The 24,931-nt window shown below is 72.0% G+C and carries 21 protein-coding genes; 12 read left to right on the top strand and 9 right to left on the bottom strand.

What is annotated here, in order from left to right:
- The 5 genes from ACLLJJ_RS15150 (at position 1) to ACLLJJ_RS15130 (ending at position 6,426) form a co-directional block, all read left to right on the top strand.
- Complete coding sequence (locus ACLLJJ_RS15150) at positions 1-2,016, top strand: biotin carboxylase N-terminal domain-containing protein (protein ID WP_434591133.1); 2,016 nt, start codon at positions 1-3, stop codon at positions 2,014-2,016.
- Between the two features lie 119 nt (positions 2,017-2,135).
- Positions 2,136-3,305 carry an acyl-CoA dehydrogenase family protein gene (locus ACLLJJ_RS15145; protein WP_434591131.1) on the top strand — a complete coding sequence of 390 codons (1,170 nt, stop codon included), beginning with the start codon at positions 2,136-2,138 and terminating at the stop codon, positions 3,303-3,305.
- A 48-nt stretch (positions 3,306-3,353) separates the two neighbouring features.
- Positions 3,354-4,961 (top strand): 4-coumarate--CoA ligase family protein, encoded by a 1,608-nt coding sequence (locus tag ACLLJJ_RS15140; protein WP_434591129.1) that lies wholly within the window; start codon positions 3,354-3,356, stop codon positions 4,959-4,961.
- 83 nt (positions 4,962-5,044) lie between these two features.
- Positions 5,045-5,806: an enoyl-CoA hydratase family protein gene (locus ACLLJJ_RS15135; protein ID WP_434591127.1), complete on the top strand. Its 762-nt coding sequence runs from the start codon at positions 5,045-5,047 to the stop codon at positions 5,804-5,806.
- Complete coding sequence (locus tag ACLLJJ_RS15130) at positions 5,794-6,426, top strand: TetR/AcrR family transcriptional regulator (RefSeq protein WP_434591125.1); 633 nt, start codon at positions 5,794-5,796, stop codon at positions 6,424-6,426. The genes ACLLJJ_RS15135 and ACLLJJ_RS15130 overlap by 13 nt, the downstream gene beginning before the upstream one ends.
- Positions 6,427-6,512: 86 nt before the next feature.
- On the opposite strand, the gene ACLLJJ_RS15125 is transcribed toward ACLLJJ_RS15130, so the two are convergent.
- A complete protein-coding gene (locus ACLLJJ_RS15125) occupies positions 6,513-7,613 on the bottom strand; it encodes a citrate synthase 2 (RefSeq protein WP_434591122.1) in 1,101 nt (366 codons plus the stop codon).
- Positions 7,614-8,001: 388 nt separating this feature from the next.
- On the opposite strand from ACLLJJ_RS15125, the gene pdxH reads away from it, so the two are divergent.
- Positions 8,002-8,625 (top strand): pyridoxamine 5'-phosphate oxidase, encoded by a 624-nt coding sequence (gene pdxH, locus ACLLJJ_RS15120; protein WP_434600427.1) that lies wholly within the window; start codon positions 8,002-8,004, stop codon positions 8,623-8,625.
- Between the two features lie 377 nt (positions 8,626-9,002).
- Positions 9,003-10,385 carry a PAS domain-containing protein gene (locus ACLLJJ_RS15115; RefSeq protein WP_434591119.1) on the top strand — a complete coding sequence of 461 codons (1,383 nt, stop codon included), beginning with the start codon at positions 9,003-9,005 and terminating at the stop codon, positions 10,383-10,385.
- 476 nt (positions 10,386-10,861) lie between these two features.
- On the opposite strand, the gene ACLLJJ_RS15110 is transcribed toward ACLLJJ_RS15115, so the two are convergent.
- Genes ACLLJJ_RS15110 through ACLLJJ_RS15095 form a run of 4 tightly spaced genes read right to left on the bottom strand, consistent with a single transcriptional unit; the run spans position 10,862 to position 14,377 of the window.
- Positions 10,862-12,061, bottom strand: coding sequence for an ABC transporter permease (locus ACLLJJ_RS15110; RefSeq protein ID WP_434591117.1), 1,200 nt, complete (start codon positions 12,059-12,061; stop codon positions 10,862-10,864).
- Positions 12,061-12,813 carry an ABC transporter ATP-binding protein gene (locus ACLLJJ_RS15105; protein WP_434591114.1) on the bottom strand — a complete coding sequence of 251 codons (753 nt, stop codon included), beginning with the start codon at positions 12,811-12,813 and terminating at the stop codon, positions 12,061-12,063. Before ACLLJJ_RS15105 ends, ACLLJJ_RS15110 begins: the two co-directional genes overlap by 1 nt.
- A complete protein-coding gene (locus tag ACLLJJ_RS15100) occupies positions 12,810-13,868 on the bottom strand; it encodes a peptidoglycan-binding protein (protein WP_434591112.1) in 1,059 nt (352 codons plus the stop codon). Before ACLLJJ_RS15100 ends, ACLLJJ_RS15105 begins: the two co-directional genes overlap by 4 nt.
- A complete protein-coding gene (locus ACLLJJ_RS15095) occupies positions 13,865-14,377 on the bottom strand; it encodes a hypothetical protein (RefSeq protein ID WP_434591110.1) in 513 nt (170 codons plus the stop codon). The genes ACLLJJ_RS15100 and ACLLJJ_RS15095 overlap by 4 nt, the downstream gene beginning before the upstream one ends.
- A gap of 144 nt (positions 14,378-14,521) precedes the next feature.
- Between ACLLJJ_RS15095 and ACLLJJ_RS15090 the strand changes: the two genes are divergently transcribed.
- Positions 14,522-15,187, top strand: coding sequence for a response regulator transcription factor (locus ACLLJJ_RS15090; protein ID WP_434591108.1), 666 nt, complete (start codon positions 14,522-14,524; stop codon positions 15,185-15,187).
- 113 nt (positions 15,188-15,300) lie between these two features.
- Entirely contained in the window at positions 15,301-16,488 is a 1,188-nt protein-coding gene (locus ACLLJJ_RS15085; protein WP_434591106.1) for an ATP-binding protein, read from the top strand.
- A gap of 83 nt (positions 16,489-16,571) precedes the next feature.
- On the opposite strand, the gene ACLLJJ_RS15080 is transcribed toward ACLLJJ_RS15085, so the two are convergent.
- Positions 16,572-17,327 (bottom strand): SIS domain-containing protein, encoded by a 756-nt coding sequence (locus ACLLJJ_RS15080; RefSeq protein ID WP_434591104.1) that lies wholly within the window; start codon positions 17,325-17,327, stop codon positions 16,572-16,574.
- Positions 17,328-17,526: 199 nt separating this feature from the next.
- Here ACLLJJ_RS15080 and ACLLJJ_RS15075 point away from each other — a divergent pair, with 199 nt between their 5' ends.
- A complete protein-coding gene (locus tag ACLLJJ_RS15075; RefSeq protein ID WP_434591101.1) occupies positions 17,527-18,219 on the top strand; it encodes a metal-dependent transcriptional regulator in 693 nt (230 codons plus the stop codon).
- A 688-nt stretch (positions 18,220-18,907) separates the two neighbouring features.
- Positions 18,908-19,783, top strand: coding sequence for an alpha/beta fold hydrolase (locus tag ACLLJJ_RS15070; RefSeq protein ID WP_434591099.1), 876 nt, complete (start codon positions 18,908-18,910; stop codon positions 19,781-19,783).
- A 179-nt stretch (positions 19,784-19,962) separates the two neighbouring features.
- Here the strand turns inward: ACLLJJ_RS15070 and ACLLJJ_RS15065 are convergent, their stop codons facing one another.
- The 3 genes from ACLLJJ_RS15065 to ACLLJJ_RS15055 are packed head-to-tail and all read right to left on the bottom strand — an operon-like array spanning position 19,963 to position 23,143.
- Positions 19,963-21,588 carry a transporter gene (locus ACLLJJ_RS15065; RefSeq protein ID WP_434591096.1) on the bottom strand — a complete coding sequence of 542 codons (1,626 nt, stop codon included), beginning with the start codon at positions 21,586-21,588 and terminating at the stop codon, positions 19,963-19,965.
- Positions 21,585-22,406 carry an ABC transporter ATP-binding protein gene (locus ACLLJJ_RS15060; RefSeq protein WP_434591095.1) on the bottom strand — a complete coding sequence of 274 codons (822 nt, stop codon included), beginning with the start codon at positions 22,404-22,406 and terminating at the stop codon, positions 21,585-21,587. Before ACLLJJ_RS15060 ends, ACLLJJ_RS15065 begins: the two co-directional genes overlap by 4 nt.
- A 41-nt stretch (positions 22,407-22,447) precedes the next feature.
- Entirely contained in the window at positions 22,448-23,143 is a 696-nt protein-coding gene (locus tag ACLLJJ_RS15055; RefSeq protein WP_434591094.1) for a bifunctional DNA primase/polymerase, read from the bottom strand.
- 273 nt (positions 23,144-23,416) lie between these two features.
- Here ACLLJJ_RS15055 and ACLLJJ_RS15050 point away from each other — a divergent pair, with 273 nt between their 5' ends.
- Positions 23,417-24,808, top strand: a complete 1,392-nt coding sequence (locus ACLLJJ_RS15050) for a transcriptional regulator (protein ID WP_434591091.1) — start codon at positions 23,417-23,419, stop codon at positions 24,806-24,808.
- Positions 24,809-24,931: the final 123 nt, after the last annotated feature.

The following is a 24,931-nucleotide window of genomic DNA, read 5'->3' as shown; positions in this document are numbered from 1 at the left end:
ATGACGAACAGCTCCGCACCGACCAACAGCTCCGCACCGACCAACAACGCCACCCTGGCCATCAACTCCGTCCTCGTCGCCAACCGGGGCGAGATCGCCTGCCGGATCTTCCGCACCTGCGCCGAACTCGGCATCTCCACCGTCGCCGTGTACTCCGACGCGGATGCCGACGCGCTGCACGCGCGCGTGGCCGACTCGGCGGTGCGCCTGCCGGGCGCCGCCCCGACCGACACCTACCTGCGGGGCGACCTGGTGGTGAAGGCGGCGCTCGCGGCATGCGCGGACGCCGTGCATCCCGGGTACGGCTTCCTCTCCGAGAACGCGGGCTTCGCGCGCGCCGTACTGGACGCCGGCCTCGTATGGATCGGGCCACCGCCCGAGGCGATCGAGGCCATGGCGTCCAAGACGCGGGCCAAGGAACTGATGGCGAAGGCGGGGGTGCCGCTGCTCGCGCCGGTGGAGGAAGTGACCGCCGCGGACCTGCCCGTGCTCATCAAGGCGGCGTCCGGGGGCGGCGGTCGCGGCATGCGGGTCGTAAGAGAACTTGCGGACTTCAGCGGCGAGTTGGAGGTGGCCCGTGCCGAGGCGCTGTCCGCGTTCGGGGACGGCGAGGTGTTCGTCGAGCCGTACATTGAGCGTGGCCGGCATGTGGAGGTGCAGATCCTCGCTGACCACCAGGGCACGGTGTGGGCGCTGGGCACCCGCGACTGCTCCCTCCAGCGCCGCCACCAGAAGGTCGTCGAGGAGGCGCCCGCCCCCCTCCTGCCCGCCGGGCTGGCCGAGACCCTGTACGCCGCGGCCGTCCAGGCGGCGAAGGCCGTCGGCTACCGGGGCGCGGGCACGGTCGAGTTCCTGGTCTCCGGCGACCAGGCGTACTTCCTGGAGATGAACACCCGCCTCCAGGTCGAACACCCGGTGACGGAGGCGGTGTTCGGCCTCGACCTGGTCGCGCTCCAACTGCGCGTCGCAGAGGGCGAGTCGCTGCCGCCCGAGCCCCCGGCCCCGCACGGGCACGCGGTGGAGGCACGGCTGTACGCGGAGGACCCGGCCCGCGACTGGCAGCCCCAGACCGGGCCACTGCACGCCCTGCGGTTCGCCGAAGCGCCCGGACTGCGGGTCGACAGCGGATACGCGGACGGCGACGGGATCGGGGTGCACTACGACCCGATGCTGGCCAAGGTCGTCGCCCACGCGCCCACCCGCGCCGAAGCGGTCCGCAAGCTGGCGCACGCCCTGGAGCGGGCCCGTATCCACGGACCCGTCACCAACCGCGAGTTGCTCGTACGCTCCCTGCGCCATCCGGACTTCGTCGCCGGACGGCTCGACACCGGCTTCTACGACCGGCACCTGGAGACCCTGACCGGCGCGGCCCCCGGAGCGGCGCCCGCCCTGGCCGCCCTCGCCGCCGCGCTCGCCGACGCCGCGACCCGGCGGGCGGCGACCGGGACCCTCGCGGCCCGCATCGGCGGGTGGCGCAATGTGGCCTCTCAGGGGCAGGCGAAGACCTACCGCTGCGAACCCGACGGCGTCGAGCACGAGGTCCGCTACCGGGCCACCCGCGACGGCTTCACCGCCGAAGGCGCCCCCGGCGTACGGGTCCATGCCGCGCGCCCCGACCGGGTCACGCTCGAAGTCGACGGCGTACTGCGCCACTTCGACGTCACCGCGTACAGGGACGAGCGCGGCGACAAGGTGTACGTCGACAGCGCCACCGGCGCGCACACCCTCACCGCACTGCCCCGCTTCCCCGACCCCACGGCCCCCACCGAGCCCGGCTCCCTGCTCGCCCCCATGCCCGGCACGGTGGTGCGCGTCGCCGAAGGGCTCGCGGAGGGCGCGCATGTCACCGCCGGGCAGCCCCTGCTCTGGCTGGAGGCCATGAAGATGGAGCACCGCGTCACCGCGCCCGCCTCCGGCATCCTCACCGCGCTGCACGCCGTCACCGGCCGCCAGGTCGAGGTGGGCGCCCTGCTCGCCGTCGTACAGGCCGAAGAACCCCCGGCAGCAGCCGAATAGGAACCCGCACCTGCCGCGCACGGCACCCGTCCGACCGCACCCGCGCGAGCCGCCGCACCCGCACCCGTACCCGTACAGACCGAAGAAGCACCCGCAACGGTCCAGGAGGCACAGCACTCATGAGCATCGCCACCGCAGTCGTCGAAACCGAAGAGCACAAAGCACTCCGCTCCGCCGTCGCCGCCCTCGGGCGCCGCTACGGGCGCGACTACCTCACCACCGTCGTACGCGAAGGACGCCACCCCGACGACCTCTGGGCGGATGCCGCCAAGCTCGGCTACCTCGGCGTGAACCTCCCCGAGGAGTACGGCGGGGGCGGTGGCGGCATAGCCGAACTCTCCATCGTCCTGGAGGAACTGGGCGCCGCGGGCTGCCCGTTGCTCATGATGGTCGTCTCGCCCGCCATCTGCGGCACCGTCATCGCCCGCTTCGGCACCGACCGGCAGAAGGCCGCCTGGCTGCCCGGCCTGGCCGACGGCAGCCTCACCATGGCCTTCGGCATCACCGAACCCGACGCGGGCTCCAACTCCCACCGCATCACCACCACCGCGCGGCGCGACGGCGCCGACTGGCTGCTCACCGGGCGCAAGGTCTTCGTCTCCGGCGTCGACATCGCCGACGCGACCCTCATCGTCGGCCGCACCGAGGACGCGCGCACCGGCAGCCTCAAGCCGTGCCTGTTCATCGTCCCGCGCGAGACCCCCGGCTTCCAGCGCTCGCAGATCGACATGGAACTCCAGGCGCCGGAGAAGCAGTTCGAGCTGGTCCTCGACGACGTACGGCTGCCCGCCGACGCACTCGTCGGCGACGAGGACGCGGGCCTCCTCCAGCTCTTCGCCGGCCTCAACCCCGAGCGCGTCATGACCGCCGCCTTCGCCGTCGGCATGGGCCGCTACGCGCTGGGAAGGGCCGTCGAGTACGCCAAGGAGCGCACGGTGTGGAAGGCCCCCATCGGCGCCCACCAGGCTATTGCCCACCCCCTCGCGCAGGCGCACATCGAGCTCGAACTGGCCCGCCTGATGATGCAGAAGGCCGCCCACCTCTACGACGCGGGCGACGACCTCGGCGCCGGAGAGGCCGCCAATATGGCGAAGTACGCCGCCGCCGAGGCCTGCGTGAAGGCCGTGGACCAGGCCGTCCACACCCTCGGCGGCAACGGCCTCACCCGCGAGTACGGCCTCGCCTCCCTGATCACGGCGGCGCGGGTGGCCCGTATCGCCCCCGTCAGCCGGGAAATGATCCTGAACTTCGTTTCCCACCAGTCCCTGGGTCTCCCCAAGTCGTACTAGGAGGCGCGATTCTGGCCACCACCCATTCAGTTGCGGGAGGGAATCGTCATGGTGTTCCACAGCGAGTACGCACCGGTACAGCCCGTCGATATGCCCATCCACGAGGCGGTGCTGGGCCACGCGGCCGACTACGGCGAGACACCCGCCCTCATCGACGGTGCCAAGGGCGACACGATCACCTACGCCCAACTGGACGCCTTCCACCGCCGCATCGCCGCGGCGCTCACCGAGGCGGGGGTGCGTAAAGGCGACGTACTCGCTCTGCACAGCCCCAACACCATCGCCTACCCGGCGGTCTTCTACGCCGCCACGCGCGCGGGGGCCTCGGTCACGACCGTCCATCCGCTCTGCACGGCGGAGGAGTTCGCCAAACAGCTCCAGGACTCCTCCGCCCGCTGGATCGTCAGCGTCTCACCGCTCCTCGGTGTGGCACGCAGGGCCGCCGAGCTCGTCGGCGGGGTCGAGGAGATCTTCGTCTGCGACAGCGCGGAGGGGCACCGCTCGGTCCTCGACATGCTCGGCTCGACCGCCCCCGAGCCGAACATCACCATCGACGCGGCCGAGGACATCGCCGTACTGCCGTACTCGTCGGGCACCACCGGCGTCCCCAAGGGCGTGATGCTCACGCACCGCAGCATCGCCACCAACCTGGCGCAGCTGCACCCCTTCATCCCCATGGGCCCCGGCGACCGTATCCTCGCCGCACTGCCCTTCTTCCACATCTACGGGCTCACCGCGCTCATGAACGCGCCGCTGCGCAACGGCGCGACGGTCGTCGTGCTGCCGCGCTTCGACCTCGACCAGTTCCTCGCGGCGATCGAGAAGTACCGCATCAACGGGTTGTACGTCGCCCCGCCGATCGTCCTGGCCCTCGCCAAGCACCCGTCCGTCGCCACCTACGACCTGTCCTCGCTGGAGTACATCGTCAGCGCGGCGGCCCCGCTCGACGCCAAGCTGGCCCAGGCCTGTTCGAGCCGCCTCGGCCTGCCGCCCGTACTCCAGGCGTACGGCATGACGGAACTGTCCCCCGGCACCCACGTCGTCCCGCTGGACGCGCACCACCCGCCGCCCGGGGCCGTCGGCAAGCTGCTGCCCGGCACCGAGATGCGCATCCTGTCGCTCGACGACCCCGGCAGGGACCTGGGCGTCGAGGAGGAGGGCGAGATCGCCATCCGCGGCCCGCAGGTCATGAAGGGCTACCTCGGCCGCCCCGACGCCACCGCCGACATGATCGACGAGGACGGCTGGGTGCACACCGGCGACGTCGGCAGGACCGACGCGGACGGCTGGCTGTTCGTCGTCGACCGGGTGAAGGAACTCATCAAGTACAAGGGTTTCCAGGTGGCACCGGCCGAACTGGAGGCGCTCCTGCTCACCCACGACGGCATCGCCGACGCGGCGGTCATCGGCGTGTACGACGACGACGGCAACGAGGTGCCGAAGGCGTACGTCGTCCGGCAGCCGCGCCCGGGGTTCATCGACGGGATTTCCGAGGGACTCGGGGAAGGGCTGACGATGGCGGACGTGATCGCGTTCGTGGCGGAACACGTGGCGCCGTACAAGAAGGTGCGGCGGGTGGAGTTCATCGGTGGCATCCCGAGGGCGGCATCCGGCAAGATCCTCCGGCGCGAACTGCGCGACCGGGAGCGCGCGTAGACCACCGGACACTCAGGGGCCATAGGGACCACAGGAACGGCAACACACACCAGAGCTGTCAGAACGACAGGAAGAGGCCCGCCATGACGCCCGTATCCCCGCTCGTACGGGCCGCGCACGACCGGGGCATCACCACCCTCACCCTGGACTCGCCGGCCAACCGCAACGCGCTCTCCGCGCGACTGGTCGGCGAGCTGGGTGACGCCCTGGCCGCGTGCGCCAAGGAACCCACCGTGCGGGCCGTGCTGCTCACCCACACCGGCAACACGTTCTGCGCGGGCGCCGACCTCAAATCGCCGGCCGACCCGCACGCCTTCGTCCGGCTCATGCGGGCCGTCGTCGAGCTGCCCAAGCCCGTCCTGGCCCGGGTGACCGGGCACGTAAGGGCCGGGGGGCTCGGGCTGCTCGGCGCGTGCGACATCTCCGTGGCCGGGCCCGGCGCGAGCTTCGCGTTCACCGAGTCCCGGCTGGGGCTCGCACCCGCCGTCATCTCGATGCCGCTGCTGCCCCGCATGGACGGCCGGGCAGCAGCCCGCTACTACCTGACGGGGGAGCGGTTCGACGCGGCGGAGGCGGCCCGTGCCGGGCTGATCACTCTCCCGGCCGACGGGGCGGCGGACAACGCCGTCGACGAGGCGCTGGCGCCCGTGCTCGACGGGCTGCGCAGGGCGTCCCCGCAGGGGCTGGCGGAGTCCAAGCGCCTGGTCACAGCTACAGTGCTGGCAGCTTTCGACCGGGACGCCGCCGAGCTCGTCGAGCGGTCGGCGGGCCTGTTCACCTCACGGGAGGCGGCCGAAGGCGTGACGGCATTCCTCGAACGACGGGACCCCGCATGGGTGCTGTGACCCCGCCCCCGGCCACAGACGAAGCAACGGGCAGGGCCCCCGGCCACGCCCCCAAGCAGGACCGCTCCCGGGCCACCCGGCAGCGCCTCCTGGAGGCCGCCGTGTCCTGCCTGGCCGAACGCGGCTGGGCGGGCTCCACGGTGTCCGTCGTCGCGGAACGGGCCGGCGTTTCGCGAGGCGCGGCGCAGCACCACTTCCCGACCCGGGAGGACCTGTTCACGGCGGCCGTCGAGTACGTCGCCGAGGAGCGCTCCACGGCCCTGCGCGCCCTCTTCCCGGAGGGCCCGGCGCACCGCGCGGCCGTCGTCGGCGCCCTCGTCGACCTCTATACGGGCCCGCTCTTCCGGGCGGCCCTGCACCTGTGGGTCGCCGCGTCCAACGAGCACCAGCTGGGTACCCGCGTCACCGAACTCGAAGCCCGCGTCGGCCGCGAGACCCACCGGATAGCCGTGGACCTGCTCGGCGCCGACGAATCGGTCCCCGGCGTGCGCGAAACGGTCCAGGGCCTGCTCGACATGGCCCGCGGCCTGGGCCTGGCCAACCTCCTCACCGACGACGCGACCCGGCGCGACCGGGTGGTGGCCCAGTGGGCCAAGCACCTGGACGAGGCGCTGGGGTGAGTGCGTGACGAACGCCGGGCGGCCCACTCCGCGAGGAAGTGGGCCGCCCGGCGCGTCGTACGGTCCGCCCGGCGTGCGATGCCGCCTCAGCGTGCGATGTCGTCGAACCCCGTGACCTCGCGCGGATTGCGCGTCGCCGGGCCGATATAACGCGCGGAGGGGCGCACCAGGCGGCCGGTGCGCTTCTGCTCCAGGATGTGCGCGCTCCAGCCCGCCGTGCGCGCACAGGTGAACATCGACGTGAACATGTGCGCCGGGACCTCGGCGAAGTCGAGCACGATCGCCGCCCAGAATTCGACGTTCGTCGCCAGCACCCGGTCGGGGCGCCGCGCGTGGAGCTCCTCCAGGGCCGCCTTCTCCAGCGCCTCGGCGACCTCGAAGCGCGGCGCCAAGAGTTCCTTCGCCGTACGCCGCAGGACGCGCGCCCGGGGGTCCTCGGCGCGGTAGACGCGGTGGCCGAAGCCCATCAGGCGCTCGCCCTTGTCCAGGGCCTGCTTGACGTACGCGGTCGCGTCGCCGGTGCGCTCGATGTCCTCGATCATGCCGAGGACGCGCGACGGCGCACCGCCGTGCAGCGGCCCCGACATGGCGCCGACCGCGCCCGACAGCGCCGCGGCGACGTCCGCGCCCGTCGAGGCGATGACCCGTGCCGTGAAGGTGGAGGCGTTCATTCCGTGCTCGGCGGCCGACGTCCAGTACGCGTCGACGGCCTTGACGTGCTTGGGGTCCGGGTCGCCGCGCCAGCGCTTCATGAAGCGCTCGACGACGGTGTCCGCCTTGTCGATCTCCTTCTGCGGCACCATCGGCAGGCCCTGCCCGCGCGCCGACTGGGCGACGTACGACAGAGCCATCACGGCGGCGCGCGCGAGGTCGTCGCGCGCCGTCCGCTCGTCGATGTCGAGCAGCGGCTTCAGGCCCCACACCGGCGCGAGCATCGCCAGCGCGGACTGCACGTCGACGCGGATGTCACCGGAGTGCACCGGGATGGGGAAGGGCTCGGCGGGCGGCAGACCGGGGTTGAACGCGCCGTCGACCAACAGGCCCCACACGTTCCCGAAGGACACGTGCCCGACCAGGTCTTCGATGTCGACACCCCGGTAACGGAGGGCCCCGCCCTCCTTGTCCGGTTCTGCGATCTCCGTTTCGAACGCGACAACTCCCTCAAGTCCGGGTACGAAGTCGGACATCAGGCGGCTCCTCATGAGGTGTGCGGAATCAGCAGAGTCAGCAGATTCAAGTGTCAATTTCCGTCAGCGCCGGGCAGGTTCCGCGGCCTTCTGTGCAGGCATGTGTTCATACGTGCACGACTCGCGGTCCTTGTCGGTCACTCCGGTGATGCCCCGCGCGGCCGGTGCTCACCCAACCGCGCAGGAAGCAGGCACGATATCCCCTGCTGTGCGGAGGCCACAGTGCCCAGGGAGAAGATTTTGGCGGGTTCCGCCGATGCGGGGAAGCGTGACATCCGGCACACTGCCCCATCCGTGCCCGGGAGGATTGACGGCACCGCGTGCCGGGCAAACTGCGTCCCTGCGGCAGGATGACACTGTGCCGAACCGAGATTTCGACCCCGCCGCCATGCGCGCGCAGTACCGCACCGAAGCCTTCACGGAGGCGGACCTCGCCGCCGGCCCGATGGATCAGTTCGCCCGCTGGTTCCGGCAGGTCGCCCACAGCGGCCTGCACGAGCCGAACGCCATGGTCGTCTCCACGGCCACCCCCGAAGGCCGCCCCTCCTCACGCACCGTGCTGCTCAAGCACTACGACGAGAAGGGCTTCGTCTTCTTCACGAACTACGCCTCCCGCAAGGGCCTGGAGATCGAGGCCAACCAGTACGTGGCCCTGCTCTTCCCCTGGCACCAACTGGCCCGCCAGATCACCGTCACCGGCACGGCGACCCGTATCGGCCGCGACGAGACGGCGGCCTATTTCCGGACCCGCCCGCACGGCTCGCAGCTGGGCGCCTGGGCGAGCGCCCAGTCGTCGGTGATCGCCTCGCGCGAGGAACTGCTGCACAGGTACGAGGAGCTGGCCGCCCGCTACCCGGAGAGCGAGCGCGTCCCGGTGCCGCCGCAGTGGGGCGGATTCAGGGTCGCGCCCGAGACCGTGGAGTTCTGGCAGGGCCACGAGAACCGCCTGCACGACCGGCTGCGGTACGTCGCCGACGAGGGCGCGTGGCGCGTCGAGCGCCTCTGCCCGTAGGTCCGCGGCGGCGGGAACGGCGGGAACGGCGGGAACGCAGAGACCCGCGGGCTCTGGTTCCTCCGGAGAGGAGCCGGCCGGACGTACCGGCGAGCCCGCGGGTCGGTGACTGCTTGGGATTGGGCCGGCGACGCCGGCACCGCACATCATGCGACGACGGGCGTCAGCCCGCAGTCACCTCACGCGTCCGGTTTCCATACATCGGCCGAACCACCTCCCTTCGTGTGTGCTCCACACGATAGGAAACCCGCCCGCACGGCTCAACCCATTTACGGAAGCCCGGCCGGGGCCACCTATTTCCGCGAACTCGCTGTGGGCTGGGTCACGTTCGAGTTGAATGATCCCCAGTGCAAGGCGACATCTGCAGGGGGTGCCAGGTGAGTGCTTCCCGAAGTAGCAAGACCACCGACGCGCCGGGGCCCGGCGAGCCGGGACCGGGCTCCGACGAACTCCTGGCCGCGCTTCTCGACGGCATGGACGCGGCGCTCTGCGCCTTCGACGCGGACGGGGTGATCACCCACTGGAACCGCGAGGCCGAGCGCATCCTCGGCTGGAGCTCCGCCGAGGCCGTGGGGCGGTCCGGGTTCGCGGGCTGGGCGGTGCGGACGGCGGACGCGGACGACGTGCAGGGCCGACTGATGTCGGTGATGCACGCACCGGGCCGCCAGGTGCACGAGTTCGCGCTGGTGCGCAAGGACGGCGGGCGGGTGCTCGTACGGACCCAGTCCGCCGGGGTGCGGAGCGCGGAGGGCAAGCCGGCCGGGGTGTACTGCGCGTTCAGTGAGGTCCATGCGCAGATCGACCTGGAGCGGGCCATCGCGCTGAGCGAGGCCCTCTTCGAGGACGCGGCCTGGGGTGTCGTCCTGGTGGACGTCGACCTGCGCCCCACCGTCGTCAACGCCCATGCGGCGCGCGCACTCGGCGCGGGGCGCACGACACTGCTCGGGCGCCCCCTGGGGGAGCTGATCGTCCGGGGCGTGGAGGAGCTGGAGGGCGCCCTCCAGCACGTACTGGCGGAAGGCGCGCCGCCCGCGCCCGCCGAGCTGTGGGTGACGCTGCGCACGCCGGAGCAGGGCGGCAAGGGGGAGCGCAGGCGGTGCTGGCGAAGCGGCTTCCTGCGGCTCGCGTCGCCGCTCGCGGAGGAACCGGTGCCGCTGGGGGTCGGCTGGCTGTTCCAGGACATCACCGAGGCGAAGCTGGCCGCACAGGACGCCTCCCAGCTGCGTTTTCGCGGCAATCAACTGCACCGCGCCGGGCGGACCGCCGCGGAGTGCGAGGACCCCATGGAGGCCGCGACGTCGTACGTCGACTTCGCCCTCGCCGGGTTCGCCGACCACGCCCTGATCGACCTGACGGTGGGCGACCAACCGGCCCGCCTGGTCCGGGCGGCGGCGACGCCCGCCGGCTCGCCGGGCCCGTGCCTGGCGGCGGCCGATTCGGCGGAGATCCCGGTCCGCTACGCGCAGGGCCACCCGGCCCTCCAGTGCCTGGACCGGCGCGGCCCGGTCCGAGCGAGCGCGAGTGCGTCGGGAACCCCGACGCCCCAGGAATGGGCGGCGCACCGCCAGTGGCCGCAGGACACCGTCCACGCCCTGTGCACAGTGCTGCGCAGCCGGGGCCGGACGCTGGGCGTGGCCACGTTCCTGCGCGGCCCGAGCCGCAACGCGTTCGAACGACCGGACGCGGCGTACGCGGAGAACATAGCGGTACGGGTAGCGGCGGCGATCGACCTGGCACGAGCACTGCGGGGCCAGCGATAGGCGCCGCCACCCCCGTCCCTGCCATTTCAGCCGCCCGGCGTTTGAGGACCGGGCCCGGAAGGTGAAGCTGCCCGCGCCTGCCCACCCCGCCCATGTCAGCCGTCCGGGGACCGGGTTGCGGGGCGGCCCCGCGTTCTCCCACCCCGCCACTTCAGCCCGTCCGGCGTGCGAGGACCGGGACCGGGGCGTGGGGCGGCCCCCGCGTTCTCCCACCCTGCCCATGTCAGCCGTCCGGCGTTTGAGGACCGGGGTCTGGGGCGGAGCCCCAGTTTCGGGAAGGGGCGGGTAGGGGGCTGCGCCGCACCCGCGCCGACCCGCACCCGCGCCGACCCGCACCCGCGCCGACCCGCACCCGCGCCGACCCGCACCCGCGCCGACCCGCACCCGCGCCGACCCGCACCCGCGCCGACCCGCACCCGCACGCCGCGCCCGCACCCCACTCCCGCGCCGCAGGCAACCCGCACCCCGCCCCACCCCTACGCCGCGTGCAACGCCAACGTCGGCGACAGTCGCGCGGCCCGCACCGCCGGGTACAGCCCCGCCACCGTCCCGATCACCAGCGTCGCCCCGAATCCGCCGACGACCGCCCAGGCCGGCACCACCCACGGCAGCCCGCCCGATGTCGCGTAGATCCAGGTCGCGACCGACCCCATGGCGACCCCGGCCAGCCCGCCGAGTCCGGAGAGCATCAGGGACTCCGTGACGAACTGGATGCGGATCTGACCCCGCGTCGCGCCCAGGGACCGCCTGAGCCCGATCTCGTAACGCCGCTCAAGCACCGAGATGATCATGGTGTTGGCGACCCCCACCCCACCCACCAGGAGCGCGATTCCGCCGAGCCCGAGCAGCAGGCTGCTGAACGCGCCCTCCGACGCGGCCTTCGCCTGGAGTGCCGACGACGGGTCGGTGACCCGCACGTTCTGCGGGTTCCGCGGATCGACGGTCGGCGCGATCAGCTTGCGCACCGCAGCCACGGACGCCTCCGTCGAGCGCTCGTACAGCGATGTCGGATGGCCGTCGAAGCCGAGCAGCTTCTGCGCGGCCTCCCAGCCGACCAGCGCGGAACGTTCGATCTCGGGCGACAGCGGCAGCGGAGCGAGGATGCCGACGACGGTGAAGTACCGGTCGCCGATGTAGACCTGCTGGCCCGGCGAGGTGATGCCGAGGCGCTGCGCGGAGACATGGCCGAGCACGACCGAGGGGTAGCGGCCGTTGGCCTTGTTCAGCCAAGTGCCCCTGGCGGCCTTGCCGCGCAGCACCTTGAGCAGTTCCTCCGTGCTCGCCTTGACGGCGATACCGCCCGTCTCGTCGTCGGAGATCTTCTCGCTGCGCCGCACCGCCTCTTTGACGTCCCCGGTCGCGGCGGCCTCCTCGATCCCTTCGATGCGCCCCAGCATGCCGAGTGAGCCCTTGGGCAGCTTGACATCCTCGCCGGAGAACATCCCCTCGCCCGGGGTGGCCACGAGCATGCTCGTGCCCAGCTTGTCGAGGCGTTCCATCAGCTGGGCCTTGCTGGAGGCGGAGATGCCGACCACCGAGATCATGGTCGCGATCCCGATGGCGATGCCCAGCGCGGAGAGGATGACCCGCATGGGCCGGCTGCGCAGCCCCGCCGAGCCGACGTGCAGGACGTCGCGGGGGCCGAGCCTGGCGGCCTTCAGTCGTGTACGGGCCATCAGATGCCGTTCCTCATGTCCATGTCCGCGACGACCAGGGTGTCGCTCAGGGCGTCGTTCGGCGGGTCGTCGCGGCCTTCGTCGGTCAGGTCCGCGACCACCAGGCCGTCACGGAGCCGGACCTGCCGCGGCAGCCGCTCGGCGATCTCCGTGTCGTGGGTGATGACGGCGATCGTCGCCCCTTCCCTGTTGAGGTCGTGGAGCAGCTCCATCACGGCCTCGCCGGAAGCGGAGTCGAGCGCCCCGGTCGGCTCGTCGGCGAGCAGCAGATCCGGTTCGCCGACGACGGCGCGGGCGATGGCGACCCGTTGTTTCTGCCCGCCGGACAGCTCGTGCGGCCGGTGGCCCATCCGGTCCGAGAGCCCCACCCGGGCCAGCGCGTCCGCCGCCCGCCGCCGCCGCTGGGCGCGGGAGAGCCCGGAGTAGAGCAGCCCCTCGGCCACGTTGTCCCGGGCGCTGATGCCCGGCACCAGGTGGAACGCCTGGAAGACGAAGCCGACGTGCTGGGCGCGCAGCGCGGACAGTCTGCGGTCGGTGAGCGAGGCGACGTCGTACCCGGCGATGGCGACCGTGCCCGCCGTCGGCCGGTCCAGGGTGCCGATGATGTGCAGCAGGGTGGACTTGCCGGAGCCGGACGGGCCGACGATGCCGAGCAGTTCGCCCTCCTCGACGGTGAGGTCCACGCCGCGCAGGGCGGCGACACCGCCGGGGTACTCCTTGGTGACCCCGGCCAGCTCGACGACGGTGCTCATATCTTCGGCACCCCGACCTTCATGCCCTCGCGCAGCCCGCCGCCGCTGATCTCGACGCGGCCCTGGCCGAACATGCCGAGCTCGACCTTCACCTCGCGCGAGGCGCCGTTCTCGACGACCTCGACGCCGAAGCCGCCCTTGGGCAGGGCGAGCAGGGAGTTGACGGGCACGGACAGGACGCCCTGGCGGGTCTCGCCGGTGAGGGAGACCGTCACGGGGGCCTGGTCGACGGCGTCGACCTTGTCCGGCTTGTCGAAGGAGACCGTCACCCCGATCTTGGGGGTCTGGTCGTCCGGGCTGTCGCCCGCCTTGGCGGTCTTGGAGATGGAGGAGATGCTGCCCTCGGCGCTGGAGCCGTCCGGCAGCCCCACACCGACCTTGTCCCCGACCTTGGCGATCTTGCTGTCGGAGACCTCCAGTTGGAAGGTGACGACCCGTTCGGAGCCGGTGCTGGTGAAGACGGGCCGGCCGGGCGCGATCTGGTCGCCGACCGCGGAGTCCGCGCTCTTCACGCGGATCGCGCCGGAAGCGAAGGTGATCTGCTCCGGGCCCACCGTGCCGGTCTGCTTGAGGTCGTGCGCCTTCTGCCAGCGCTTGACGGCCTTCGCGGTCAGTGACGTGTACTCGTCGTCGACGGTGAAGCCCGGGTAGCCCAGAGCCGCGAGGTTCTGTTCCAGTTGCTCGACGTCGCGGCCCTCGTCACCGGTCTTCAGCGTCCGGTACATCGGCCCCGAGCCGTACATCAGGCGGACCGGCTTCCCGTTGATCTCGTACAGCCTGCCGTCGCGCCGCACCTCGGAGCCCGTGCCCGCGGCCCAGGTCAGGGTGCCCACCGCGCCCGCGTTGAGCTTGCGCTCCTTGCCGTAGCCGAGTTTCCCGTCGATCTGGGTGCTGTCGCTGAGGTCACCGCGCTCGATGGGGGCGGTGGCGGGCGGCAGGGCGGAGTCCTGGGTGGACTCCTCCTTGTCGGGGGTGGCCAGGGCGGTGGCGGCGACTCCGCCGCCCGCCACGGCGATCACCACCAGGGCGGCGACGACGATCCTGCGCGCCTTCATCGCATGATGCTTTCGCAGGCCTTGTTGGCCTTCTCGAACTTCTTCATCTCCGCGCCCTGCGGAATCTTCTGCGCCTGTGCCATCCCGCCCTTTCCGAAGTCCGGGTCGGGCATGTTGAACCCGTTCTTGCGCATGCACTGGGCGAGCTTGAGCATCTTGTCCTTGTCCGCCTGGGTCATGCCGCCGCCCGCCGAGCCGGGCCCGCCCTTTCCGGCGCAGGCCTTCATGGCCTTCTCCATTTTTTCCTTGCTCATGCCGTCGCCGCTGATGGTCATGCCGCGCTCGTCCTCGCCCGGCTTGGGGTCGGGCACGTCCATCCCGTTGTCCCGCAGGCACTTGCGGTGCTTGGCCGCGTCGTCGCTGGCCTTGCCCGCGTTGTTGCCGGTGTCCTTCGAGGTGTCGCCGGCCTTGTCGCTCCCGCCGTCTGAACCGCAGGCCGAGGCGAACAGGGCGAGTGCGGCGAATCCCGAAGCGAATACCGCCGAGCGGGTACGGGTCCTGGTCCTCATGGTGTGTCTCCTCCTGGAGGGCATCGCGAAAGGCGAAGAGGCCGTATTCGGGCCGCGGAGGGAGCGTGCCAAGGACCGGCATTTCGTTTCTCTCAGCGCAGTCGCTTACATCGGCGAAAGGTCCACTTCAGGTACACAGAGCACATGCGTGTGCTGGTGGTGGAGGACGAGGAATTCCTGGCCGAGATGATCGCCGAGGGCTTGCGCCGCGACGCGATCGCCGTGGACGTGGCGCCCGACGGCCTGACGGCCCTGCGCAAACTCCAGCTGGGCGAGTACGACGTCATGGTCCTGGACCGGGACCTGCCGGGCGTGCACGGCGACGACGTGTGCCGCAAGGTCGTCACGCAGCGGCTGCTGACCCGCGTCCTGATGCTGACGGCCGCCGGCACGGTACGGGACCGGGTCGACGGCCTCGGCCTGGGCGCCGACGACTACCTGACCAAACCCTTCGCGTACGACGAGCTGCTCGCCCGCGTCCTGGCCCTCGGCCGCCGGGCCCGCCCCGCGCTGCCCCCGGTGCTCGAACGCGCGGGCCTGGTCCTGGACACCGCCCGCAGGCAGGTCAGCAGGGACGGCCGCTACCTCGCGCTGTCGCGCAAGGAGTTCGCCGTGCTTGAGGCCCTGCTGCGCGCCGAAGGGGCGGTGGTCAGTGGCGACGACCTGATCGAACAGGTCTGGGAGGAGGACACCAGCTACCGCACCAACGCGGTCCGGGTCACCCTCAGCAAACTGCGCGCCAAGCTGGGCGAGCCGACCGTGATCGAGACGGTCCCGGGCGTGGGCTACCGCGTCGGGGGCGATTCATGACGGGCGTACGGGACATCCGCGGACGGGTGAGAGCCCGGTACGGCGGCCCGCCGGGCCGGTGGCTGCAGGGAAGGTGGCCGGCCGCCCCGTGGCCCGCGGGCTGGCGGTGGGGCATGACCAGTGAGCGCGGCCGGCTCACCGCGCTCTACGGCGGTCTGCTCGTGCTGGCCGGTGTCCTGCTCATCGGCCTGATCTACCTCCTGGTCAGGGACGCCCTGTACTCCAGCATCAGCTCGGCGCTCACCACCGTGGTGCCGACCTCGGGCGTCACCGGCGTCCAGGACTGGCAGACCGTGGCCCCCGCACAGCCGGTGGTCCCCGACTACGCACAGGCCGGCGTCGCGGAGCCGGCGGCGAAGTACGCGGCGACGCGGCGGCTGTCCACCGCGGCCGAGGACGCCGCCCTGGACAGCCTGTTCGCGGTGTCCGGAGTGGCACTCGCCCTCTTCTCGACCGCCTCCATGGCACTGGCCTGGTGGATGGCGGGCCGGGTGCTGCGCCCGGTTGGCGTGATCACCGCACGGGCCCGCCGCTTGTCGGGCGAGAACCTGCACGAGCGGCTCTCGCTGAAGGCGCCGCCCGGTGAGCTCAAGGAGCTCGCCGACACCTTCGACGGGATGCTCGACCGGATCGAGCAGCTTGTCTCGGCCCAGCAGCGGTTCGCCGCCAACGCCGCCCATGAGCTGCGTACCTCGCTCGCCGTGCAGCGGGCCGCCGCAGAGATCGGCCTGGCCGACGAACCGTCCCCGCGGAAGGTGGCCCGGATCCGCGAGAAGCTGATCGAGACGGCAGGGGAGAGCGAGCGGCTGATCGAGGGCCTGCTGCTGCTCGCGGTCTGCGACCAGGGGATCCAGCGCCGCGAACCGGCCGCGCTGGACACGATCGTCACCACGGTGGCCGCCGCGCTCGGGGAGGAGGCGGAGCGCCGGGACGTCACCGTGGAGACCGTGGCCAAGCCGCTGACGGTCCAGGGCGACACGGTCCTGCTCGACCACCTCGTGCACAATCTGGTCGCCAACGCGATCCGCCACAACCACCCCGGCGGCACCGTCCGGGTCCGCGTCGGCGCGAACACCCTGCAGGTCACCAACACCGGACCGGTGGTCGCGCCCAAGGCGGTGCCGCGGCTGTTCGAACCCTTCCGGCGGGCCAAGGAGCGCCGTCACGCACCCGGCGAGGGCGTGGGCCTCGGCCTGTCCATCGTGGCGTCGATCGCCCGCGCCCACGGCGCCACGGCGACGGCGACGGCCAATACCGGGGGCGGCCTGACGGTACGGGTGACCTTTCGGCGGAACCCGTGACGGGCTCCGCGCGGCTTCCGGTGCCGGTGCCGGGAGGGCCGCTGCCGAAGGGGTCAGTGCCGGGAGGGCCGCTGCCGGAAGGGTCAGTGCCGGAAGAAGATCCGGTCGCCGTACTCCGTCATGATCCGGCCGTTCCAGTCGTGACCGCCGTCGACATTGCCCGAGCGCAGCAGCGGCGGCTCGATGCCGCGCTCCGCCAGGCTGCCCGCGGCCGTGGCCATCACGGCCTGCATCAGCGCGCTGGTGACCACCGTCGACGCGGGCGCGAAGGGCGCCTCGATGCCCTCGGCGGTGAGCTCCGCGTCCCCCACCGCGATATGGCTGTCGAGGACGATGTCGCAGTGGTCCTTGAGATATGTGCCCGACTTGTGCCGGGACTTCGTCTCCTCGGCGTAGGCCACCGAGGTCACCCCGATGACCGTCAGGCCCAGCGCGCGGGCGTTCATCGCCATCTCCACGGGCAGCGCGTTGCGCCCGGACAGCGAGATCACGACCAGCACATCGCCCGAGGTGGCGGGGGAGGAGTCGAGCACCGCACTCGCCAGACCGTCGACGCGCTCCAGCGCGGAGCCCAGGGTGGCGGGCATCACATCGACCCCGACGGCGCCCGGCACGGCGAGCAGATTCATCAGGGCGAGGCCGCCGGCCCGGTAGACGACGTCCTGGGCGGCGAGCGAGGAGTGGCCCGCGCCGAACGCGAAGAGCCGGCCACCCGCGGCGACGGCGTCCGCGACGGCGGTGCCGGCCGCCGTGATGTTGTCCGCCTCCTCGTCGCGCACCCGGTGCAGCAGCCCGATCGCGGCGTCGAAGAACTGACCGGCCAGTTTGCTTTCGCTCATCGCGTCCGAGCCCCTTTCAGCGGTACGTCGTACCTACGTCGTGCGGTGTGCGCCCCCGGCGGAACCGGTGGTGGCGCGGATCACGTTGCGGTCTGGACCAGTGCCCTGTCAATACGGCTTCCTCCGGCCGCGACACGGTTGTCGGTGCTATCCGGCAGAATTGGGTCAGGGCCAGCGCACGAGCAATCGAGGGGCACGTATGTCCGGACTGATCGACACAACGGAGATGTATCTCCGCACCATCCTCGAGCTCGAGGAAGAAGGCGTGGTCCCCATGCGCGCCCGTATCGCCGAGCGCCTGGACCAGAGCGGCCCCACGGTCAGCCAGACCGTGGCCCGCATGGAGCGCGACGGCCTGGTGACGGTCGCAGGCGACCGGCACCTGGAATTCACCGACGAGGGCCGCAAGCTCGCCACCCGGGTGATGCGAAAGCACCGGCTGGCGGAGTGTCTGCTTGTCGATGTGATCGGCCTGGAGTGGGAGCAGGTCCACGCGGAGGCATGTCGCTGGGAGCATGTGATGAGCGAGGCGGTGGAGCGGCGCGTTCTGGAGCTGCTGCGCCACCCGACGGAGTCTCCGTACGGGAATCCGATCCCGGGTCTGGAGGAGCTGGGCGAGAAGGCCGAGGCCGATCCGTTCCTGGACGAGAGCATGGTCAGCCTGGCCGATCTGGCGCCGGGCCCGGAGGGCAAGACGGTGGTCGTGCGGCGGATTGGCGAGCCGATCCAGACGGACGCCCAGCTGATGTACACGCTGCGGAGGGCGGGCGTGCAGCCCGGCTCCGTGGTGAGCGTGACGGAGTCGCCCGGCGGGGTGCTGGTCGGCAGCAGCGGCGAGGCCGCCGAGCTCAACGCGGAGGTGGCCTCGCACGTCTTTGTCGCCAAGCGCTGACGGCGCGCGGCCCGCAGGCAACAGCGTGCGTCCGCAAGGCAGTTGGCACCCCTCGGCGATCCCGCGGAATCCCAGCGACCGGGCGGATCGCGTGCGAGGGTGTGACAGAGGCACAGGACGTGAGGGCCGCCGGACGGAACTGCCCGTCCGGTCGGGGAGGGGGGCAGGGGATGCGCCCGTCGCACAGGCGCCGAGCCGGTGCCGTTGGGGTGCGTACGGCTGATGCCGTCCGCGCGTTCCGTACTGCCCGTACGCCGTGTGTGATCCGTATGGACTGTGAGGTCCGGGCCGATGGCTCTGTCCGTCCCGCACGGTCCCTACGCCCCACGCGGTGCGGGTGTTCTTTTCCATGTGGGTGCCCCCTGCGGCGCGGGCGCTACGCGCCCTGCGCGCCGGCCCCCACTCACACAGAGGGCTCCGGCGCCCTGAGGCGCCGGAGCCTGTCCTCCCCTGTGCTGACCCGGAGCCCCGAGCTCCCAGGGTCAATCCCCTCGGACCGTCTTCCCCGATCGGCCCGCCCCCCGCAGAAGATCTCCCCTCGGCAGCGAGCATCAATCCTTGAGCGCTGTCACACGAACGAGGGGTGTTGCGCGCGAGAACCCTGTTTTCGAATACAAGTTCGATAGTCTGGCGTGGCTCGACCACTCATGGATGAACCACCCGGGGGATGAAGGGGGTGCCAGGACAAATGGTGCGACGCATCGACGTGACCGGAGCCGACGGCGTACGCCTTGCGGCCTGGGAGTTCGCCGACCCGCCCAAGGTGGGCGGGGAGGCCGAGCGGGCCACCGGGGTATTACTGCTCCACGGCCTGATGGGCCGCGCCTCGCACTGGGCGGGCACCGCGCGCTGGCTTTCCGAGCGGCACCGGGCCGTCGCGCTCGACCAGCGCGGCCACGGCCGCAGCGACAAGCCGCCCGAAGGGCCGTACACCCGGGACGCGTACGTCGCGGACGCCGAGGCAGCGGTCGAGCAGCTCGACCTCGGTCCCGTCACGCTTATCGGGCACTCCATGGGCGCCCTCACCGCCTGGCAGCTCGCCGCCAAGCGCCCGGACCTCGTCCGGGCAGTGATCATCTGCGATATGCGGGCCTCCGCGCTCGGCGCGGCCTCGCAGCGCGAGTGGGACGACTGGTTCGGGTCCTGGCCGGTGCCCTTCGCGACCCTGGCCGACGTCCGCAAGTGGTTCGGCGAGGACGACCCCTGGGTGGAGCGGCCGAGTCCGGCGCGCGGTGAGTTCTTCGCCGAGGTGATGGCCGAGCGCGCGGACGGCTGGCGCCCGGTCTTCTCGCGCCGCCAGATGCTCACCGCCCGCGAGACCTGGGTCCACGACGCGCACTGGGAGGAGCTGGCACTGGTCCAGTGCCCCACGCTGGTGGTCCGCGGCCTGGACGGCGAGCTGGGCCGCGCGGAGGCCCAGGAAATGGTCCGGGTGCTGCCGCGCGGGCAGTACGGCGAGGTGGTGGACGCGGGCCATCTGGTCCACTACGACCAGCCGGAGGGCTGGCGCGACGCGATACAGCCATTCCTGGAGGAGACGGCGGACGAGCCGGTGCCGTCCTGAGCGGGGGTACGCGCCGAGGTACGAGCCCGAGCCGCCTTGAGCCGCGCCCGCCCGGCTGCGCGGGCCGCTGAGCCGACCCCGGCGCCGCGCGAGCCGCGTCGCCGACCGTCCCGGCATCGCGTCCGGCGCCGATGCCGCCTGCGCGGGCTCACCGCGAGCGCGGCGCGGGCCGGGCGCGGTCAGCCCTTGCTTACCGCCGCCAGGATCTCCGGCAGTCGCGCTGCCGTCTGCGGGGCCGCGAAGCGGACCCCGGCCCAGGAGATCAGAGCGCCGTACGCCGCACCCAGCGGCAGCACGATCCACGACCAGCTCTGCGCGCTCGCCACATGCAGCCAGATCGTCAGCGTGAGCAGGGGGGCGCACAGCAGGGCCGCCGCGATCATGCCGCCGAGGATGGAGATCCAGGCGAGGCCCGCCTGCCCGGGGGCGACGTTCTTGTGGGCGCTGTTCTGCGGGATCGAGTACGGGAAGCGGGCCGAGGCCACCGCGCCCGTCGCCAGCATCGCGCCCAGCAGCCCGAAGGACAGTCCCAGCGCCTCGGGCAGGGCCGCCCAGTTGTCCACCAGGGCCGCGGTGACCACGGTGACCAACGCGCTGTACGGCAGCGTGATCAGCAGCAGGGCCAACGCCCGCGCGCGCAGCTCGGCGTACGCGTCACGGGTCGTGGAGATCGTCATCGCGACCATCCAGAAGGCCGAGGTGTCCTGGCCGAACTGGTTGTACATCTGGATGCCGAGCATCCCGGCCGCGAAGCACGCGAAGTAGATCGTGCCGGAGCCCTGGATCGCGTTGAACACCGGCACGATCAGACCGATCGCCAGCGAAGTCACCCACGCGGCCTTGGTCTTCGGGTCCCGCCACACGTATCGCAGGCTGCGCAAGATCACCGTGCCCGTGCGCCCCTCGGGCAGGAATCGCCCGCCGAGCCCGGCCGAGGACTCCTTGCGGGCCGGCTCCGAGGCAGCCAGCGTCGAGCCGTCCGGTGAGGTCATCAGCTTCACCAGGCTGCGCTCCCAGGACCACAGCAGGGCCACCAGGGCCGCCACCGCGAGCAGCGACTGGGCCGCGCCCCGGACGTACGCCCCGTCGCTCACCGCGTCCACCGCGCCGATCGCCGAAGCGGGCGGCAGCCAGCTCAGCACGTCAGCGACGGGGTCGAGCCGTCCGAGGCCGCCCGCGCTGCTGAGCCGCTGCGCGCCGAAGTTCACCACCTGGATGCCGACCGCGATCACCAGGCCGCTCAGCACCGCCAGATCGCGGCCCTTGCGGCTGGTCAGCAGCCGGACATTGGCGCCGGCCACCGCCCGCGCCAGCGCCACGCACAGCAGCAGGGTCAGCGCCACGGCGAAGACGCCGACGACGGCCGCCGCCGCGCTGTGCGCCACCGCGATCACCGAGCCGAGCGCCAGGCAGAACGTGAACAGTGGCCCGATTCCCACCAGCGAAGCCGCCAGCAACGCCCGGACCAGCGCCCGGGGCCGCAGCGGGAGCATCACCAGACGGGTCGGGTCGAGCGTCTCGTCGCCGCTGGGAAAGAACAGCGGCATCACGGCCCAGCCGAGCCCCAGCACGGCGGCCAGCAGCACCACGACCGTCGCCGCGTGCTCACTGCCGCGCAGCGCGATCAGCCCGACCAGCTGGAGCGCGCCGAACAGCAGCGCGATCACGCCGGAGGCGATGTACGCGGCCTTGCGCTTGGCGGACTGCCGCAGCCCGTTGCGCAGCAGGGCGAGCTTGAGCCGTACGAAAACAGCAGTGGTCCCCGGCACGGGGGCGGCGGCAGTGGTGGGCGCGCCCGCGGTCATCGGGCGCCGCCGCCCAGCCAGTCCAGGTCCTGCCCGGCGGCGCGTTCGTTCGCGCCGACCAGTTCGAGGAAGGCGCTCTGCAGGGTGGGCGCGTCGCCGCGCACTTCCGCCAGCGTGCCCTGCGCGCGGATGCGGCCCGCGGCCATCACCGCGACCCAGTCGCACAGCGACTCGACGAGCTCCATCACATGGCTGGAGAAGACGACGGTCGCGCCCGAGACCGTGTAGCGCTCAAGGACGCCGCGGATCGTCTGCGCCGAGACCGGGTCGACGCCCTCGAACGGCTCGTCCAGGAAGAGGATTTCGGGGTTGTGGAGCAGCGCCGCCGCCAGGCCGATCTTCTTGCGCATGCCGGTCGAGTAGTCGACCACCAGCTTGTGCTGCGCGCCCGCCAGATCCAGTACGTCGAGGAGCTGCGTGGCCCGCTTGTCGACCTCTTCGCCCGGCATCCCGCGCAGCCGCCCGGTGTAGGCCAGCAGCTCACGCCCCGACAGCCGCTCGAAGAGCCGCAGCCCCTCGGGCAGTACGCCGATCCGTGCCTTGACCGCGACCGGGTCCCGCCATACGTCGTGGCCGCCGACCAGGACGGTCCCCTGGTCGGGGCGGAGGAGGCCGGTCACCATCGACAGCGTGGTGGTCTTGCCCGCGCCGTTCGGCCCCACCAGGCCGATGAACTGCCCCGCGGGCAGCTCCAGGTCGATGCCCGCGACGGCGACCTGTTCCCCGAAGCGCTTCCACAGGCCCTCTACACGTACGGCGGCGGGCGGCGCGTCGTGCGCTCCGCCCGCCTCTTCTGTCCCCACTGCCTGGTCCGGCATGTCGCACAGCCTCTCGGAGTCCCCGTCCTACGGGGGACACCCTACGGTCGGCGTGCGCGCTCCGCGGCTGCCTCGCGCCCGCAGGCGTAGGCCAGCGGACTGATCAGCTCCTCCGCGTCCGGGAGCCACCGGTTGGCAGGCGTGGGGCGGCGCGCCCACTGCACCGCGCCCATGCCTCCGAGCCGGGTCGGCGGCGCCGCGACGTAGTCGCCCTCGCCCCTCGCGACCAGGTCGATCGAAGTCGGTGCCCAGCCCAGTTTCCGTACCAGATCAGGCACCTTGGCGCCCGCGCCCGGCAGCACGAAGAACAGCATCCTGCGGTCGGGTGTGCAGGTGACCGGGCCGAGCGTGAGCTCCATGCGCTCCATCCGTGCCAGCGCCAGGAACCCGGCGGACTCGGGCACGTCGAGGGCGTCGAAGGTGCGGCCGGTGGGCAGCAGGATCGACGCCTTGGGCTGTTTCGACCACAGGCGGCGCGCCACCGTGACGCTGCCTGTCGCCTGTTCCGCCCAGTCGGGACGGGCGTGGTGCGCGCCCGGGGAGTCGCAGGCAGCACCGCACGAGCAGCGTTCCACCCCCTCGTGCGCTTCCAGCCAGGTGCCGGGAAACACGTCCCAGTGCCGTTCTTCCGCGTAACGCACGGCGCTGTCGAGCAGTTGATCGCCGCGCTGCTTGGGGATCTGGGCGGCGTCCGTGACTCCGATGGTCTCTTCCACGAACAGCTCAACTCCCGGCATCACCTGGGGTTACGGGCGGGCCCCGACCGGCAGAGGAGCATCGATCCTGCACGCGGGGCGCATGGAGGCATGGGCGGGGGCGCGCATGGGGCCGGGGGCCGGTGCGCGGGTAGCAAGAGAGGGGAGCGTGGGAATGCCGGTCATAGTGCCGTCAATCCCACTGTCTTCCGGCATATTCCGCATTCTCTGTATATCCGCCGGGCATTGATCAGCAGTGATCGGTGGTCGAACCGCTGATCACATCACTGATCACTGCGCCACCAGGGGGTAGTCATGGCAGCCAGGCCTCTCGTCGCCCGCCAGCCGAACGAACGGTTGCAGGCGCTCATTCAGGAAGCCGGATGCTCCAACGCGGGACTGGCCCGTCGCGTCAATATGTGCGGCGCCGAACACGGGCTCGACCTGCGGTACGACAAGACATCGGTGGCCCGCTGGCTGCGTGGTCAGCAGCCTCGCGGGAGGGCGCCCGGCATCATCGCGGAAGCGATCGGGCGCAAACTCGGCCGCACGGTGACGATCGACGAGATCGGCATGGCCAACGGCAAGAACCTGGCCTCCGGGATCGGTCTCCAGTTCTCGCCGACCGTGCTGGGCGCGATCGAGCAGGTCTGCGAGCTGTGGCGCAGCGACGTGGGGCGCCGCGACTTCCTGTCGGGCTCCACGGTCGCCGCTTCGGCGCTGGTCGAGCCGAGCCGCGACTGGCTGATCACGGGCGCGGACAGCCAGGTGGCCAGGACCGCGGGCGGCGGGCGGGTCGGCGCGTCCGACGTCGAGGCGGTACGGGCGACCACCAGCGCCCTCGTCGACCTCGACCACCGCTTCGGCAGCGGGCACGTACGGCCGATCGTCGTGCACTACCTCAACAGCGTGGTGTCCGGGCTGCTGTCCGGCTCGTACCGCGAGTCCGTCGGGCGGTCGCTGTTCGCGGCGGTGGCGCGGCTCACCGAGCTCGCCGGGTACATGGCCGTCGACACGGGCCAGCCGGGGCTCGCCCAGCGCTACTACATCCAGGCGCTGCGGCTCGCCCAGGCGGCGGGCGACCGCGGTTACGGCGGGTACGTACTGGCCGCTTCCATGAGCCACCTGGCGGCGCAGCTCGGCACTCCGCGGGAGATCGCGCAGCTGGCGCGGGCCGCCCAGGAGGGCGCGCGAGGGCGGGTCACCCCACGGGCCGAGTCGATGTTCTGGGCGGCCGAGGCCCGCGGGCACGCGCTGCTCGGCGACGCGCGGTCCTGCAACATGGTGGCGGGCAAGGCGCTCGGCGCGATGGAGCGGGCGCAGGACGAGGGCGACACGGGCGACGACCCGGTGTGGATCAAACACTTCGACCACGCCTATCTGGCCGACGAGTTGGCGCACTGCCACCGCGACCTCGGCCAGGCGGAGGCGGCGGCGCGGCGGGCCCAGGAGGCGCTGGACGGCCACCCGGACACGCGGGCGCGGCGCCGGGCGATCGGGCTGGTCCTGCTGGCCACCGCGCAGGTCCAGCAGCGCGAGGTCGAGCAGGCCTGCCACACGGGCACGCGCGCGGTGGAACTGCTCGGCACACTGCGGTCGAACCGGGGCGCGGAGTACCTGGAGGACTTCCAGCTGCGGCTGGATCCGTTCCGCGACGAGCCCTCGGTGCGGGAATTCGGCGCCCGGATGGAGATTCAGGCGGCGTAGCGAGCGCCTGACGTGCGGGTGGGCCGTGGCAGCGCCCCGGGGCGCGGGTGCTGCCGGCCACCTGCGTGGATGTGTGGGGAGAGTGGGTACGTGGCAGTGGCGTGTTGTCACCCGGTAGCGTGA

It is taken from the genome of Streptomyces sp. A5-4 (assembly GCF_051131715.1).
GTDB lineage: Bacteria > Actinomycetota > Actinomycetes > Streptomycetales > Streptomycetaceae > Streptomyces.
This window is presented reverse-complemented; position numbering and strand designations above follow the sequence as displayed.

Coding starts and splice junctions, on each gene's coding strand:
- ACLLJJ_RS15075 (WP_434591101.1), top strand. CDS start 17,527: ATGTCCGGACTGATCGACACAACGGAGATGTATCTCCGCACCATCCTC.
- pdxH (WP_434600427.1), top strand. CDS start 8,002: ATGCGCGCGCAGTACCGCACCGAAGCCTTCACGGAGGCGGACCTCGCC.
- ACLLJJ_RS15140 (WP_434591129.1), top strand. CDS start 3,354: ATGGTGTTCCACAGCGAGTACGCACCGGTACAGCCCGTCGATATGCCC.
- ACLLJJ_RS15100 (WP_434591112.1), bottom strand. CDS start 13,868: ATGAAGGCGCGCAGGATCGTCGTCGCCGCCCTGGTGGTGATCGCCGTG.
- ACLLJJ_RS15150 (WP_434591133.1), top strand. CDS start 1: ATGACGAACAGCTCCGCACCGACCAACAGCTCCGCACCGACCAACAAC.
- ACLLJJ_RS15110 (WP_434591117.1), bottom strand. CDS start 12,061: ATGGCCCGTACACGACTGAAGGCCGCCAGGCTCGGCCCCCGCGACGTC.
- ACLLJJ_RS15125 (WP_434591122.1), bottom strand. CDS start 7,613: ATGTCCGACTTCGTACCCGGACTTGAGGGAGTTGTCGCGTTCGAAACG.
- ACLLJJ_RS15065 (WP_434591096.1), bottom strand. CDS start 21,588: ATGACCGCGGGCGCGCCCACCACTGCCGCCGCCCCCGTGCCGGGGACC.
- ACLLJJ_RS15130 (WP_434591125.1), top strand. CDS start 5,794: ATGGGTGCTGTGACCCCGCCCCCGGCCACAGACGAAGCAACGGGCAGG.
- ACLLJJ_RS15145 (WP_434591131.1), top strand. CDS start 2,136: ATGAGCATCGCCACCGCAGTCGTCGAAACCGAAGAGCACAAAGCACTC.
- ACLLJJ_RS15060 (WP_434591095.1), bottom strand. CDS start 22,406: ATGCCGGACCAGGCAGTGGGGACAGAAGAGGCGGGCGGAGCGCACGAC.
- ACLLJJ_RS15105 (WP_434591114.1), bottom strand. CDS start 12,813: ATGAGCACCGTCGTCGAGCTGGCCGGGGTCACCAAGGAGTACCCCGGC.
- ACLLJJ_RS15055 (WP_434591094.1), bottom strand. CDS start 23,143: ATGCCGGGAGTTGAGCTGTTCGTGGAAGAGACCATCGGAGTCACGGAC.
- ACLLJJ_RS15135 (WP_434591127.1), top strand. CDS start 5,045: ATGACGCCCGTATCCCCGCTCGTACGGGCCGCGCACGACCGGGGCATC.
- ACLLJJ_RS15080 (WP_434591104.1), bottom strand. CDS start 17,327: ATGAGCGAAAGCAAACTGGCCGGTCAGTTCTTCGACGCCGCGATCGGG.
- ACLLJJ_RS15050 (WP_434591091.1), top strand. CDS start 23,417: ATGGCAGCCAGGCCTCTCGTCGCCCGCCAGCCGAACGAACGGTTGCAG.
- ACLLJJ_RS15085 (WP_434591106.1), top strand. CDS start 15,301: ATGACCAGTGAGCGCGGCCGGCTCACCGCGCTCTACGGCGGTCTGCTC.
- ACLLJJ_RS15090 (WP_434591108.1), top strand. CDS start 14,522: ATGCGTGTGCTGGTGGTGGAGGACGAGGAATTCCTGGCCGAGATGATC.
- ACLLJJ_RS15070 (WP_434591099.1), top strand. CDS start 18,908: ATGGTGCGACGCATCGACGTGACCGGAGCCGACGGCGTACGCCTTGCG.
- ACLLJJ_RS15095 (WP_434591110.1), bottom strand. CDS start 14,377: ATGAGGACCAGGACCCGTACCCGCTCGGCGGTATTCGCTTCGGGATTC.